This is a genomic window from Exiguobacterium sp. SH1S1 (genome assembly GCF_004337245.1).
Lineage (GTDB): Bacteria > Bacillota > Bacilli > Exiguobacteriales > Exiguobacteriaceae > Exiguobacterium > Exiguobacterium aurantiacum_A.
In genome coordinates this window covers 25,817-39,074 of sequence record NZ_SJUZ01000001.1, presented here as the reverse complement: position 1 = coordinate 39,074, position 13,258 = coordinate 25,817, and the positions used below count along the sequence as shown (strand labels likewise).

At 51.7% G+C, this 13,258-nt stretch carries 14 protein-coding genes and 1 other RNA gene; 10 read left to right on the top strand and 5 right to left on the bottom strand.

Annotated elements, in window-relative coordinates; translation table 11 throughout:
- Positions 1–55 precede the first annotated feature (55 nt).
- Positions 56–946 carry a hypothetical protein gene (locus tag EVJ23_RS00200; protein ID WP_131463554.1) on the bottom strand — a complete coding sequence of 297 codons (891 nt, stop codon included), beginning with the start codon at positions 944–946 and terminating at the stop codon, positions 56–58.
- Between the two features lie 169 nt (positions 947–1,115).
- Here EVJ23_RS00200 and EVJ23_RS00195 point away from each other — a divergent pair, with 169 nt between their 5' ends.
- Both EVJ23_RS00195 and EVJ23_RS00190 read left to right on the top strand, forming a co-directional pair.
- On the top strand, positions 1,116–1,523 hold the full coding sequence (locus EVJ23_RS00195) for a hypothetical protein (protein WP_131440802.1): 408 nt from the start codon (positions 1,116–1,118) through the stop codon (positions 1,521–1,523).
- Between the two features lie 106 nt (positions 1,524–1,629).
- Positions 1,630–3,084 (top strand): S8 family peptidase, encoded by a 1,455-nt coding sequence (locus EVJ23_RS00190; protein WP_236633378.1) that lies wholly within the window; start codon positions 1,630–1,632, stop codon positions 3,082–3,084.
- Between the two features lie 54 nt (positions 3,085–3,138).
- On the opposite strand, the gene EVJ23_RS00185 is transcribed toward EVJ23_RS00190, so the two are convergent.
- Complete coding sequence (locus EVJ23_RS00185; RefSeq protein WP_070327210.1) at positions 3,139–3,543, bottom strand: hypothetical protein; 405 nt, start codon at positions 3,541–3,543, stop codon at positions 3,139–3,141.
- Between the two features lie 120 nt (positions 3,544–3,663).
- On the opposite strand from EVJ23_RS00185, the gene rnpB reads away from it, so the two are divergent.
- Both rnpB and EVJ23_RS00175 read left to right on the top strand, forming a co-directional pair.
- Positions 3,664–4,031, top strand: an RNA gene (gene rnpB / locus EVJ23_RS00180) — RNase P RNA component class B.
- 110 nt (positions 4,032–4,141) lie between these two features.
- Entirely contained in the window at positions 4,142–5,308 is a 1,167-nt protein-coding gene (locus EVJ23_RS00175) for a THUMP domain-containing class I SAM-dependent RNA methyltransferase (protein WP_131463552.1), read from the top strand.
- Positions 5,309–5,409: 101 nt separating this feature from the next.
- Here EVJ23_RS00175 and EVJ23_RS00170 read toward each other — a convergent pair whose 3' ends face one another.
- Together EVJ23_RS00170 and EVJ23_RS00165 are read right to left on the bottom strand one after the other, a co-directional pair.
- A complete protein-coding gene (locus EVJ23_RS00170; RefSeq protein WP_131458076.1) occupies positions 5,410–5,631 on the bottom strand; it encodes a hypothetical protein in 222 nt (73 codons plus the stop codon).
- A 242-nt stretch (positions 5,632–5,873) separates the two neighbouring features.
- Positions 5,874–6,836: a DNA/RNA non-specific endonuclease gene (locus EVJ23_RS00165; protein ID WP_131463550.1), complete on the bottom strand. Its 963-nt coding sequence runs from the start codon at positions 6,834–6,836 to the stop codon at positions 5,874–5,876.
- 197 nt (positions 6,837–7,033) lie between these two features.
- Here EVJ23_RS00165 and EVJ23_RS00160 point away from each other — a divergent pair, with 197 nt between their 5' ends.
- The 6 genes from EVJ23_RS00160 (at position 7,034) to EVJ23_RS00135 (ending at position 11,546) form a co-directional block, all read left to right on the top strand.
- Entirely contained in the window at positions 7,034–7,216 is a 183-nt protein-coding gene (locus EVJ23_RS00160) for a hypothetical protein (protein WP_016509062.1), read from the top strand.
- 69 nt (positions 7,217–7,285) lie between these two features.
- The gene (locus EVJ23_RS00155; protein WP_131463548.1) at positions 7,286–8,191 is read left to right on the top strand and encodes a Gfo/Idh/MocA family protein; all 906 of its coding nucleotides are present in this window, start codon (positions 7,286–7,288) and stop codon (positions 8,189–8,191) included.
- Between the two features lie 60 nt (positions 8,192–8,251).
- Positions 8,252–9,670 carry an alanine/glycine:cation symporter family protein gene (locus EVJ23_RS00150; RefSeq protein ID WP_236633677.1) on the top strand — a complete coding sequence of 473 codons (1,419 nt, stop codon included), beginning with the start codon at positions 8,252–8,254 and terminating at the stop codon, positions 9,668–9,670.
- A 110-nt stretch (positions 9,671–9,780) separates the two neighbouring features.
- Positions 9,781–10,602 carry a YihY/virulence factor BrkB family protein gene (locus tag EVJ23_RS00145; protein WP_070327214.1) on the top strand — a complete coding sequence of 274 codons (822 nt, stop codon included), beginning with the start codon at positions 9,781–9,783 and terminating at the stop codon, positions 10,600–10,602.
- Between the two features lie 78 nt (positions 10,603–10,680).
- Positions 10,681–11,235: a hypothetical protein gene (locus tag EVJ23_RS00140; protein WP_070327215.1), complete on the top strand. Its 555-nt coding sequence runs from the start codon at positions 10,681–10,683 to the stop codon at positions 11,233–11,235.
- 83 nt (positions 11,236–11,318) lie between these two features.
- Positions 11,319–11,546 carry a hypothetical protein gene (locus EVJ23_RS00135; RefSeq protein WP_236633676.1) on the top strand — a complete coding sequence of 76 codons (228 nt, stop codon included), beginning with the start codon at positions 11,319–11,321 and terminating at the stop codon, positions 11,544–11,546.
- A gap of 59 nt (positions 11,547–11,605) precedes the next feature.
- Here EVJ23_RS00135 and putP read toward each other — a convergent pair whose 3' ends face one another.
- Positions 11,606–13,087, bottom strand: a complete 1,482-nt coding sequence (putP, locus tag EVJ23_RS00130) for a sodium/proline symporter PutP (protein WP_131463546.1) — start codon at positions 13,085–13,087, stop codon at positions 11,606–11,608.
- Between the last annotated feature and the right edge of the window lie 171 nt (positions 13,088–13,258).

Genomic DNA, 13,258 nt, shown 5'->3' with positions numbered 1-13,258 from the left:
ACCACGGTGAAAACAGGTGACCTCGGGTAATCCGAAGCCACCTGTCAAGACACGGTCACGTCGGTTTCGTCAACTCGGCGTGAAGTGATCGCAGCGCCCGTAAAAAGGCGTCTTTAAAGTATTTGTCTTCTTTGACTTCTAGCGTCTCGACGGCGGCCGCGTCACCGGCGCTTGCTTTGACGAGCAAGTTGACGACCGTATTCCAGCGTTTCACATGTTCAGGTCGAGGATGGTTCAACGCTTGGGTCAGTGTGAACCAATACGGCTGGTCGCGTCGTTGTAGCGTGGCGATCATTTGTTTGGCCGTCTTCGCTTCGTCTTCGGTCGGCAGGGTGGCCGTATCGAACCAGCCGAGCAGTCCCGCGCTCATCGCCTCGAACTGGACCAACATGTCGGCGTCAATCGGTTCGCGCCCGAACTCGGAAATATTGACGAAAACGAGCCGGTCTTTGCGGTCGAGATGGGTGATCCAGCCTTTGACGGATTTAAGCTTGTCTTTTTCTTTCGACTGGGCTTTGATCGTGTACCCGTTCAATTTCCCGATATAGATGCGGAATTGCCCGCGGTCGAGTTGTTTGTCGACTTTGAATTCGACATCTTGTCCGATCGTGAACGGCGAGTTTTGCTTGTTTAACGTCTCACCTTTCTTCAATTCCGGACGTCTGACGATATAACGGAGCGCTTCCTGCTCGGTCCGGTCGTCGAGCGTCCATAGGTTATGAGGCGTAACATTTTTAAAGCGATGGCGGCGTACGAAAATGTACTGGTCGAGCGCCTCGACGGCGTCCGCGGCAGGAAGTTTTCCGGACAAGTAGTCGTCTGCGATGTCGCGAAGTGTCAGCGATTCGAGCCGGTCGATATGTCCGGCGTAAGGGACGCTCCCGGCGACAAACAGGGCGGTGGCGATCAATTCGCTTTCACGAGGGGTCAAAGGGCGTTTGGCCATAGTGCACTTCCTCTCTTGATTCATATCCTTAGTATAACAAAAACAGATTTCATCATGTTGTGCGAATCGAGCCGTTGGAAAATTTGTACAGGTATACAGGATTTCGGCATTTTATTCCGAATAGTTGTTAACATAGACGGATCAGTGGAGATTGAGATGAGGTGAAGAGATGAAGCTATCGATTGAGTCTGGGGATTATGTCGTGTTGATCGAGATCAATAAAGAAGTGTTGAAATGTACGTCGCTTGAACAAGCTGATTATGCGGACCGGGATCGCTATGAATTGGTCGGACGGATGAGTGAACGGCTCCCGGCTGAAGTGATCGTCCCTTCGATCATCGACTATATCCGCTTTGGAAGTGGCTATATCGGTGACAATATCGTCTGGAATAAAGAGACGGAGTCATTCTTCTGTCAACAGTTCGAAACGATTGACGGTTCGCCGCTCGGTGAAGATTTAGAAGGTTTTACACCGGACCCTTACCGGACGGAGTTGGCCCGGTATTATACGTACTTGACGATCGGTAAAATTATCGATTTTGAGATGGAACATCCTGATGAGCCGGACTACTGGTAAACCGTCAGAAAAATGTCACAACCTTTTTTTAAGAAAAAAGGGAAATCCGTCGTGAAATTTGAGATAATGGGTAAATCTTAGGAAGTTTGGAATGGAGCGTAAGGCGATGAAAAAAATTCTTCTACTGACGGCTTTGACGTTACTCGTGCCTTCGACTGCCGGGGCGTCTAAGCCGGTGTTGTTAGAGAAGCATGGGTACGTTGTGACAGAGCCGCGGGTCGGTAACCAATATTACATCAAGCAGACCGGTACCGATTTAGCGTGGAACACGACCCGTGGGGCGTCAGACATTGTCGTCGCCTTGATCGATTCATCTGCAGACCGGAGCCATAAAGAGCTCTATAACGTACCACGAGTCGTCAATTCGATTAAAGGGCCATACAGTGTCGACTATCACGGCACGCACACGGCCGGAATCATGTCGGGACTGCACAATAAATTTGGGATGGCCGGTCTCGCACCGAACGTCCGCTATCATTTCTATAACGTCTTCTACGGGAAGAACTCAGAGTTCACGGATTCGTGGACGGTCGCCAAAGCCGTCGACACGGCCGTTGCCAAAGGTGCGAACATCATCAATTTGTCACTCGGGGGACAGGATTACGATAAAGTGCTCGCCGACTCGATCCGCCGGGCCCGGGCGAAAGGTGTCGTCATCGTCGCCTCGTCTGGAAATGACGGCGCGAAGACTTCTTTCCCCGCCAATATGAAAGAAGTCATCGCCGTCGGAGCGGTCGATGCGAATCGCCGTGTCGCCTCGTTTAGCAACATGGATAGCCAAGTGAAAATCGTCGCACCGGGCGTGAACATTTTATCGCTCGGCGTCAAGAACAGTTTTATCTACATGGATGGGACATCGATGGCGGCGCCGATGGTCTCGTCTGGGCTTGCGCTCGTCAAGTCGGTCAATCCGTATTTGACACCGGCTGAGATCGAAGGACTGCTTCAAAAAATGCCTCGCGTCAGCGGGAAGACGTACACCGAACTGAACACGAAGCGGTTGCTTGACGCGACGCCGCGTCCGGTCACGATCACGTCACCAGCGACGCTACGGAACCGTTATGTGACGGAGGCGAAGCTGGCTCTTTCGAACAAACCGAACTTGAAGACGTCTTATTACCTCTATCAGGGAACGCGCAAAGTGAAGACGTTGACCGCAAACAATCCGGCTTTTACCATGTTCGCCGGTGGGGACTGGCTCCCGAGCGGGCAGTACCGTCTAACCGCGGTCGTGACGGACGGGAAATTTAAACGTTCAGCCAGTCGTTCGTTCACGTACGTGAACCCGGTCAAACCGTCCGTGGCGATCAAAGTGGCCGATGCGCAGACGTTCGAACTGACGACGACGCGCAAAGGGACCGTCACCGTGCTCGATAAAGACAATCAAGTCGTCTATGAGGCACTGCATATACCGGGAACGTTTCCGGTCCGTAAAAGTACCGCCGAAGGCCTTACCGTCCTCTTGAAACCGACCGACATCTCCGAAAAAGTCGTCTCGACGAAGTATGCCCCGGCATTACCTGTCGTCGAAGAAACGACGGACACGACTGAAGCAATATAAAAAACGCCCGCATCTCCGACAGACGAGTCGAGAGATGCGGGCGTTTTTAATTTGTTAATCGATTGTGATAGCTTCACCGCTCCAGCGGATATTCGCTTCTAAGACGTTGCCGTTGTCGTCGATGTGTTCAAAACTTAGCTTCCCGTCGATGATGATTTCACATAGACCGACGCGAACGGCGTCGCTCCAAACGCGTCGCGTCTGTTTCGACGCGTCGAATAAAGGAATCGATTCAGGAAAACGTTCCTGTAAATGGGCCAAGTTATGGTGATCGAAGTGATAAGCGCGTTTAGACAATTCATTCGGTCCTTTAATGTCAAACGGCTCAAATCCTCGGACGAGTCGATTTTTACGGTAGAAGGCGAATACGCCGTTGTTCGGGTGGAGCGCTTTAATGTCATCGATCTCGATCACATAGGTCAGTCGTTGGATCCAACCTTTCTTTGCATCTTGACGCATCAAAATCCCTCCTTGTTCAATGGAACACGCCTTATTTTAGCGCTGACGCCAATGAAAATCAAGTTCGGCTTCTTAGTTGTCATCTTTGGCAATATCCGCTACAATGGTTAAGTGACTATGAAGTCTGGACAATCGCGGGACGCAAGTCTTGAGGAAAGTCCATGCTCGCACAGCCTGTGATGGCTGTAGTGATCGTGCTACACGAAAAGATAAGTGTAGGCAACGCAAGTTGACGGCAGAAGAAGCACCTAAGTCCTCGGATACGGTGCAAGCTTCTTGAAAGTGCCACAGTGACGGAGTCTGTTCGGAAACGTTCAGAGTGGAACGAGGTAAACCCCACGAGCGAGAAACCCAAACTATGGTAGGGGAACTTCCTGACTGGAATCGAACGGGACGGAAGGCGCCAAGCGGCGCAGATAGATGATTGTCACTCCATCGTGCCAGGGAAACCGCTATGAGCACCGGAGTACAGAACATGGCTTACAGGGCAGCATAGTCTCAACTTACATTGACAAGGAGTTCAAGCAATCTTACTTGAGCTCCTTTTTACTTGACCATTTTACGCTTAACAATTACGAATTAGGAAAGTAGGGATCATATGGCAAAACGAAAACTGATCGCAACTGCAGCGATGGGCATCGAAGCGCTCGTCGCTAAAGAAGTACGTGACCTCGGTTACACGTGTGAAATCGAGAATGGACGCGTCTACATCGACGCCGAGATGGAGGATATTCCCCGTTTGAACATTTGGCTCAGAACGGCCGACCGCGTCAAACTCGTCGTCGCCGAGTTCAAGGCGACGACGTTCACGGAACTATTCGACGGTGTCGTCGACTTGCCTTGGACGGAGCTGATGCCGTGGGACGCCCATTTCACCGTCGACGGACGTTCGGTCAAGTCGCAACTGTTCTCGATCCGCGACTGCCAAAAAATCACCGAGAAAGCGATTGTCGATGCGATGCAACGCGGCTACAACAAACCGGATGAATGGCTTCCGAAGACGGGTGCGATCTATCCAATTGAAGTCGCACTCTTGAAAGACGTGGCGACGATCACGATCGACACGTCGGGTGACGCGCTCCATCGTCGCGGCTACCGCGAGCTCCATTCGCAGGCACCGCTCAAAGAGACGATGGCCGCAGCGATGATCAAACTGACGAACTGGAAGCCGGACATGCCGTTCTATGATGTGTTCACAGGCTCTGGTACGCTCGCGATCGAGGCCGCACTCATCGGTCGCAATATCGCACCGGGATTAAACCGTGAATTCTGTTCGCAAGATTGGCCATGTGTACCGAAGAAAGCTTGGTACGAGGCAATCAATGAAGCGAACGAAAAAGCCGAGTGGGACAAGCCGCTCAAGATTTACGGCATCGACCTCGACCCGCGCATGGTCAAACTCGCCAAAGACAACGCCGACCTCGCCGACGTCCGTGACGCGATCACGTTCGTCCACACCGATGCGGCGGCGCTCAAGCCGACCGAGGATTACGGGATCATCATCGGAAACCCGCCTTACGGTGAGCGGTTGCAGACGGAAGACGAGATTATCGAGCTGTACGAGCGGATCGGGCAGCAATATGCCAAATATCCGGGTTATAGCGTCTATATGTTGACGAGTTACGAAGACTTCGAGAAAGCCTACGGCCGCCCGGCGACGAAGCGCCGCAAGCTGTATAACGGGAATATCGAGACGCAGTACTACCAGTTCTTCGGCAAACGTCCGCCGAGACGTTCAGTCGAGACGACTTCAGAAGGTAAGTAAGTCGTCATTGCTCGTAGATACAAAGAAACGCTTCTAGAGCGACTTCAGACCGTAGACACATGTCTATGGTCTTTTTTCTGTTCGGACGACAAAAATGCTTCTTATTCTTTAGAAAACGTTAAATAGGCGCCTAGCAATGTCAATCCGAGAAGTAAAAACAAAAACCAAGGCGAGATGTTTCCACCCCATGCAAGCGATCCTTCTTGTGTTGCTACGTAAGATGCAGCCTGTAAGACAGAATCAGCTAATTCATTCAATTGAAAGATTAACATGCCAAACAAAATTGTTTGCGTAATGATCAGCAAACCCACCAAGCGTTTCATATTTGAACCTCCTAAACTATATGTATACCGTACTGACAGCAATAACTCCTAATAAGGCGGGGTTAAAAATTTGAAAATTTGTGTTCCATCCCGATTCACCATCATTCAAGAGAAACGTGAAACATTCGACTGCATATCTTATTCAACAAAAAGAAACGCTCTTCCTTTAACTAGAAAGAGCGTCGTCACGTATAGTGTGAAATCGGCGTTAAAAAAGTTGACTCACGCGGGGAGGTTACGTGTTATTCGCCGACCATTCCATCCCCGTCATTATCCCGCATATGCGGGTAGAGCCAGTGGTCGCTCGTGATCGGCATGCTGAAGCCGGCGTCTTTCGCTTCCTGGATCGTCACTTGCCCGTTCCCGTTCGCATCGACGCTTGATACGTCGCCAACCGGCTCTGCAGCGGGAGCGGGAGTAGCCTCCGGTTCTGGTTCACTCTCGGTCAGACCGAGGCCGGCATTGACCTCGTCCGGGTTCACATTATCAAACTTGTCGACGATGACATTACCTTTCAACGTGTATGTGTATTGATAGCTCGACGGGATTTGCGTCTCGGTATCCGGATACGTGATGATGGCCTCGAAATCGGTCGCCCCGCCCGCACTACGGATCACACTTTCCATATAAGCCTGGTCCCCGTGACGATTGAGCGTGCTGTCTTGCGGGGTGATATTGAAGGCGTTAGAGACGCCCCCAAGTGAATCGGCGATGACATGTCCTTCATCTAAAGATTGATGTTCAACGCCGGGGACTTTCGCCTCGTCCCAGTAGTAGCGTCCTGACGAGGTGACGTCCTCGCTCTCATCATCTTGTAGGATGATCTCGTCAGCTGTTACTTTCACGAGTTGCCCATGATCGTTCGTGAACGCCCAATATTCACGGTCTCCGAAACCGACGTCGACGACAACATTCGCCTCGCGATGTCCGGATAAATCACCACCGTCGACTTCGACACGTTCATAACCAGAGAAGCGATCGCTAGTCGGTTGTTGTTCCTCCGCTTCCGTCTCGACAGCGGGTTCTTCTTGTGAATCGGTCACTTCAACGGATTCCGCTTGAGACTCAGCCACATCGGACGATTCTTCTTGCGAATCGGTCACTTCAATCGTATCATCGATAGGAGACGTCTCTTCTTCGGTGCTACATCCGGCCAGTAGAAACATCGCAAGCGGTAAGGCTAAATAAGTAAATCGTGCTTTCATTAAAAAACTCCTTTAATCACTTGGTACATACTTGTTCATTCTAGGAATCTTTGAATGATTATACAAGGCTTATGATTGGAAATTGTAGGATTTCTGAATATATATAACATGAACGATTTGACTAGGTGTACTTGAAGCGTTTCAATCGTTCAGTTACAGGTAATACATACGTATACATAGTGGAGAGGAGACGTCTCATGCAACTATACACGATTGAATATGCGTTTCAAGACAAGGAGCAGACGACACGAACGTGTGAAGTCGAGCTTGATCGAACGCCGGACTTGAACGATAACGAGCAACTCGCTGATCTTTATCAAATCGTATCGGACGCCATTCGTAAGCCGATCACAAGTTTTGAAATTTTAGCGGTCCATTAAATGAACCATCGACCCCGGGCCGACGCTTTGGGGTTTTGTTCAGTCAATCGAAAGAGGAGTGATGTTGAAATGAAATTAGTCGTTGTTGGTTTAGGTGATGTTGCCAAGAAAGCGTACTTACCGGTCTATGCCGGGCTAGACGGGATAGACGTTTATCTTGTCTCGCGGGATCAGGGGAAAGCGGAACAACTCGTCCGTCAATATCGATTCAGCGGTCACTTCAGAGCGCTTGAGGACGTCCCGCTCGGTGAGATGGATGCGGTGTTGATCCATTCGACGACGTCAGCGCATGCCGGACAAGCCGAGTACGCCCTTCGGCAAGGCGTCCACGTCTTCATTGATAAACCGGTCACGTTCACGCTCGAGGAGACCGAACGTCTCGTCCGGCTCGCAGACGAGCACGAGGTCGAACTCGTCACTGGCTTCAACCGTCGTTTTGCGACGGCGACGGCGGCGCTCAAAGAAGTCGAGAGCCCGAACCTCGTCTTGATCCAAAAGAATCGTACATATCAGCCGGCGACGCTGCGTGAGTTCATCATCGAGGACTTCGTCCACGTCGTCGATACGCTCCGTTACTTGACCGGTCTCAATCCCGTCGAGGACTTGTCTGTTCGGACGCGTTATGAAGGGGATACGCTCAAACAGCTCCAGATCAATTTCACGGCCGGCGGCGTCGAGGCGGTCGGCATCATGAACCGGGACAACGGCTGCACCGAAGAAGTGATGGAAGTGATGTCACCGGGTCTAAAACGCGTCTCTCGAGACGTCGAGCGCGTCTACGACTATACGCCCGACGGCATGCTCGAGCGCGCCTTGAGCCCGTGGGAGTCGAATTTGACACGGCGCGGCTTTACGACGATGATCGACGCGTTTCTCAAACTGTTGAACGGGGAGCCGAACGGTTGTGTTCGCGCCGAGGACAGCTTGACGACCCATGCCCTTTGTGAACAAATACTAGACGCGGCAACGCGGTGACGGAATCGTTTCTGGCGGGGCTAGACCGGGTAAGAACTCCATAAAAGGAGGGGATGCGCAGTGGATGTCCGCGAATTGGTCATGCAAGCAAACGACCTGTTATGGACGTACGTTCTTATTTTCGTATTGATTGCCGGTGGGATCTACTTCACGATCCGGATGGGATTCGTGCAGTTTAGAATGTTGCCGGAAATGTTCAAGTTATTGTTCGTCAAAGGAATCAAACACGAGAAAGGGCAAGTGTCTTCGTTCCAGGCGTTCGCCATCGGGACGGCGGCACGGGTCGGCACCGGGAATATCGCCGGTGTCTCGACCGCGATCGCGCTCGGGGGACCTGGGGCCGTGTTTTGGATGTGGCTCATCGCCTTGATCGGCTCGGCCTCGGCTTTCGTCGAGAGCACGCTCGCCCAAGTGTACAAAGTGCATGACGGCAAGGCGTGGCGCGGCGGACCGGCCTATTACATCGAGCGGGCGCTCGGTCAACGTTGGCTCGGGATCGTCTTTGCGATCCTCATCACGTTCGCGTTTGGCTTTGCCTTTAACTCCGTGCAAGCGAACACGATTGCGCTTTCTGTCAATAACGTCTTCGCCATCGATACGGTCTGGGTTGGTGTTATTTTGGCCGTTGCGACGGGGATCGTCATCTTCGGCGGGATCCGGTCGATCTCGACGTTGTCCGGGATCATCGTCCCGATCATGGCAGGTGGGTATATCTTGCTCGCGCTCTGGGTCGTGCTGACGAATCTCGACGTCGTTCCGGCCGTGTTCTCGGCCATCTTCTCAGAAGGTGTGCTAGGCTTCCAAGAATTGTTCGGCGGGGCCGTCGGAGCGATGGTGCTTCAAGGTATACGGCGCGGCTTGTTCTCGAACGAGGCGGGGATGGGGTCGGCGCCGAACGCCGCCGCGACCGCTGAGGTCAGCCACCCGGTGAAGCAAGGGTTGATCCAATCGCTCAGTGTCTTCGTCGATACGCTGTTCATCTGTACGGCGACCGCGATGATCGTCTTGATCTCCGGTGTTCCTGGTTCTGAAGACTTCCAAGGTATCGAGCTCGCGCAAGAGGCGCTGTTGACGGAGATCGGACCGGTCGCGACGACGCTCATGACGATCGCCATCCTGCTGTTCGCCTTCAGCTCGATTTTAGCGAACTATTACTATGGAGAGACGAACATCGAGTTCATCTCGGAACGGAAAGTGTATGTTGTCATCTATCGTATCGCCGTGCTAGGGATGATCATGTTCGGCTCGGTCCGCTCGGCCGGACTCGTCTGGTCGATCGCCGACATCTTCATGGGATTGATGGCGCTCGTCAACATGTACGCCATCTTCCGTCTCAGCAAAGTCGCCAAACTGTTGCTCGACGATTACGTCGCCCAAAAACGGTCCGGACGGGATCCGGTGTTCTCGCGCGATGACGTCGATCTGCCGGGCAAGGAACATCTCGAGGCGTGGGAATCGAAACGAGAACACATCAGTTAAGGACGAGGCAAGAATAGGCAACGACTGTCGTATTCTTGCCTTTCAAGCAACATTATTATTATTTCAAATACCGCATCTATATTAAATAAATTAAGAAAAGAGTAGACAGCATGATACAGACGTTTAAAGTTTTATTCAAGCGCTTTTTTGCCGAACGTTTTTTCGATCAAGCCGCGATGTTGGCTTATTATTTCATCTTGTCGACGTTTCCGTTCTTATTGTTCGTCCTCGGCATTGTTGGATGGCTCCCGTTCACGAGCGGGGACGTCATCTCGGCGCTGTCTCTCGTCATGCCGGAAGCGAGCTACCGACTGCTAGAAGGGAACATCGAGGCGATATTTGATGACTCGAGGCTGCGTCTGGCGTCGCTCAGCATTTTGCCGGCGCTATGGATTTCGTCAATGGCGGTCCAGTCGCTCGTCCGGTCATTGAATGATGCGTATCGGCTCATCCGGAACAAGTCGTTCTTAAGAGGGGCTCTCCAGGACATCGCCGTCACGCTGGCACTCATGTTCGTTCTGCCGTTCTCATTGGTCATCCCTGTGGCCGAGACCGCGCTGCGCGAACTGTCGACGCGGATCATTTTTGTCGACGACATCGTCGCGGGATATGCACAAATATGGTTTTACTTCCGCTGGGTCGTCGGGACGCTCGTCATGTTTGGTGTCTTCCTGCTCGTCTACAAATGGCTGCCGAGCCATCGCGGGACGTTCCGTGACAGTTGGGCCGGGGCAACACTCGCTACTATCGGCATATTGACAGTTTCCAACGTCTTCAGCTACTATTCTCAATATGCCAACTACGAACAGTTTTACGGTCAGCTCGGTGCGTTTATTATCTTGTTGGTTTGGTTTTATTTGGCGGCTTCCGTCATCCTCCTTGGAGGGCTATTGAACGCGACGCTCATTGAACGAAAAGAAATTTCCGATTGACCTGCAAATGCTTGTTATCATTCAACGATTGAGGGAATGATACCGTTAAGACACATCTTTTAATCGGAGGTGGGAAACATGGATATGCAACGGCTCGTACACAATCGTCGTTTCATCGATCAAACATTGTTTTACCTCGCCTTACAATTATGGAAGTGGGTCATGTTATTACCGGTACTCTTTTATTTGGATATCTCAATGAGCACCGCTCCATTTTCGCAATACTTGATGGTCAGCCTCCTGCTGTACGTCACGTTTCGTGTCATCCAATACGTGGTCGCCAGCCGGGCTTCCTTGATGGAGCTGTTAGAATTCGGCTATGCGGTCTTGTCGCTCGTGCTCGTCCTGTTTTTACTGATCGAGCTCTCCGCTTCTCCTGGTGCCATCGCTTTGATCGTCGGAGTGTTCTTGGTCCACCCGTCGTTGGCACTGCACCACTATCGTGACTTCACGGAACGGAAGTGGTTGAACAAGCAGTTCCAGCTGTTCAGCCCGATGCTACGGGAAGGGGAGGTCCCCGTGCACGTGCTCGTCTTGACCGAAGATGAGATCGTGATCACGGCCGAGAGCGGCAAGGAGTTCACGTATCGACATATTTACTGGGGTGGCTTCTATTTCGAAAACGTCTCATGAAGGTGGTAAGGTGATTGAATAATATAATTGTTATCGTGTTTTGGGTTGTCACGTTCGTCGCTTTTTTTAAAGGGGCTTACGACATGTGGCGGGAGTATCGTGCCACGAAACAGAAATCGGTGCTCTACTTCCTGCTCGTCTTGATCCTCACTTGGTTTTGGTTCAATCCCTACGAATTGACCGCGCTTCATCCGTTCGTCTTAATGGCGTATTATTGGAACCGAAATCGATGGATGAGAAATGCCATGCTCGCACTCGTGCTCGCCACGTTCTTCCTCCAACTTTGGGTGATGGCGGGGACGATGTACTAAAGAAGTACAACCGACAAAAAACGCTCGACCCGTGAATTGGGTCGAGCGTTTTGTATGACTTAATCTTTTCTAGCGGCAGCAAGTTCTGTTTCCATTTCACTGAACTCACGGCTGATCCGTTTTTGTTCGCGTTGGCTCGTGAACGTGCTGACGAGAACGATGGCAAGCATACTCAAGAAGAAGCCTGGCACCATCTCATAGATGACGCTCGAGAGTCCCGTGATGATCCAAAGGATGACCGTGATGGCACCGACGAGAATACCGGCGAGTGCGCCTTGGCGCGTCATCTTCGTCCAATAGAGCGACAAGAGGATCGTTGGACCGAAGGCCGAGCCGAATCCGGCCCAAGCATAGCCGACGAGCGTCAAGATCGTGTTCGATGGGCTGAGCGAAATGAGTGTCGCCACGACACCGACCGTCAATACGCCGATTCGACCGGCGAGTACCATCGTTTTATCGCTTGCATCTTTGTTGAAGAACTTACGATAGAAGTCTTCAGTCAACGCCGACGACGTGACGAGCAATTGCGACGATACAGTCGACATGACGGCTGCGAGGATCGCTGCGAGCAAGAATCCGGTGATGAACGGGTGGAACAAGACGTCAGAGAAACGGATGAACACCGTCTCCGGGTCTGCTAGCGGATTGCCTTGACCACGGAAGTAGGCGATACCGACGAGGCCGGTCATGACCGCACCGATGATCGAGACGGTCATCCAGCCCATACCGATCCGGCGTGCCGCCTTCAATGATTTCACATCTCTGATCGCCATAAAGCGAACGATGATGTGCGGTTGGCCAAAGTAACCGAGTCCCCAAGCGAGGAGACCGATGATCCCTAGCGTTGTCGTCCCTTTAAACAAGTCGAAAAGATCGGTGTTGATCGCTGTCGCCGTGTTGACGGCGTTCGTCATCCCACCGACGTCTGTCAAAGCGACGACCGGTACGAGTACGAGTGCGATGAACATGATAATTCCTTGTGCAAAGTCTGTCCAACTAACAGCAGTGAACCCACCGAAGAGCGTGTAAAGAATGACGACGCTGATCGTGGCGATGACACCGGTCTGATAGTTGATCCCGAACGAGCTTTCGAACAACTTCCCGCCAGACACAAGTCCAGCTGACGTATAGAACGTGAAGAAGATGATGATAACGGAAGCTGATAGGATCCGTAGCCAGTTCGAGTGATCTCGGAACCGATTCTCTAAAAAGTCAGGAATCGTGATCGAGTCATTTGCCATCTCCGTGAAGACACGTAGACGGGGAGCGACTAACAAGTAGTTCAAGTAAGCTCCGATGACCAATCCAACGGCTAACCAAATCGCTGATAATCCTGTGGCATACATTGCCCCCGGAAGACCCATTAACATCCAACCACTCATATCCGAAGCTCCGGCTGACATGGCGGTAACACCCGGCCCCATTTTGCGGCCGCCTAACATATAATCTGATGAGTCGGTCGTTCGCTTATAAGCGACGTAACCGATAGTTAGCATCATCACGAGGTAAAGCGCGATGGATACCCATTCTTGCCATAACATTTGATTACCTCCTGTACGCTTTCAATGTTGTTCAACAGTTTTGGTTTGAAATGTGGGAAGTCTCCCATAAAGATGACGAACCCAACTGATATTCCGAACTTGTCACTAACCTTAACGGACCTTCAGAGTGATTGCAAACTGTCATCTTTTCATAAAAACGGCTCTAAAGCC

Coding starts and splice junctions, on each gene's coding strand:
- EVJ23_RS00140 (WP_070327215.1), top strand. CDS start 10,681: ATGGATATGCAACGGCTCGTACACAATCGTCGTTTCATCGATCAAACA.
- EVJ23_RS00160 (WP_016509062.1), top strand. CDS start 7,034: ATGCAACTATACACGATTGAATATGCGTTTCAAGACAAGGAGCAGACG.
- EVJ23_RS00185 (WP_070327210.1), bottom strand. CDS start 3,543: ATGCGTCAAGATGCAAAGAAAGGTTGGATCCAACGACTGACCTATGTG.
- EVJ23_RS00145 (WP_070327214.1), top strand. CDS start 9,781: ATGATACAGACGTTTAAAGTTTTATTCAAGCGCTTTTTTGCCGAACGT.
- EVJ23_RS00175 (WP_131463552.1), top strand. CDS start 4,142: ATGGCAAAACGAAAACTGATCGCAACTGCAGCGATGGGCATCGAAGCG.
- EVJ23_RS00165 (WP_131463550.1), bottom strand. CDS start 6,836: ATGAAAGCACGATTTACTTATTTAGCCTTACCGCTTGCGATGTTTCTA.
- EVJ23_RS00190 (WP_236633378.1), top strand. CDS start 1,630: ATGAAAAAAATTCTTCTACTGACGGCTTTGACGTTACTCGTGCCTTCG.
- EVJ23_RS00200 (WP_131463554.1), bottom strand. CDS start 946: ATGGCCAAACGCCCTTTGACCCCTCGTGAAAGCGAATTGATCGCCACC.
- EVJ23_RS00170 (WP_131458076.1), bottom strand. CDS start 5,631: ATGAAACGCTTGGTGGGTTTGCTGATCATTACGCAAACAATTTTGTTT.
- EVJ23_RS00195 (WP_131440802.1), top strand. CDS start 1,116: ATGAAGCTATCGATTGAGTCTGGGGATTATGTCGTGTTGATCGAGATC.
- putP (WP_131463546.1), bottom strand. CDS start 13,087: ATGTTATGGCAAGAATGGGTATCCATCGCGCTTTACCTCGTGATGATG.
- EVJ23_RS00135 (WP_236633676.1), top strand. CDS start 11,319: ATGTGGCGGGAGTATCGTGCCACGAAACAGAAATCGGTGCTCTACTTC.
- EVJ23_RS00155 (WP_131463548.1), top strand. CDS start 7,286: ATGAAATTAGTCGTTGTTGGTTTAGGTGATGTTGCCAAGAAAGCGTAC.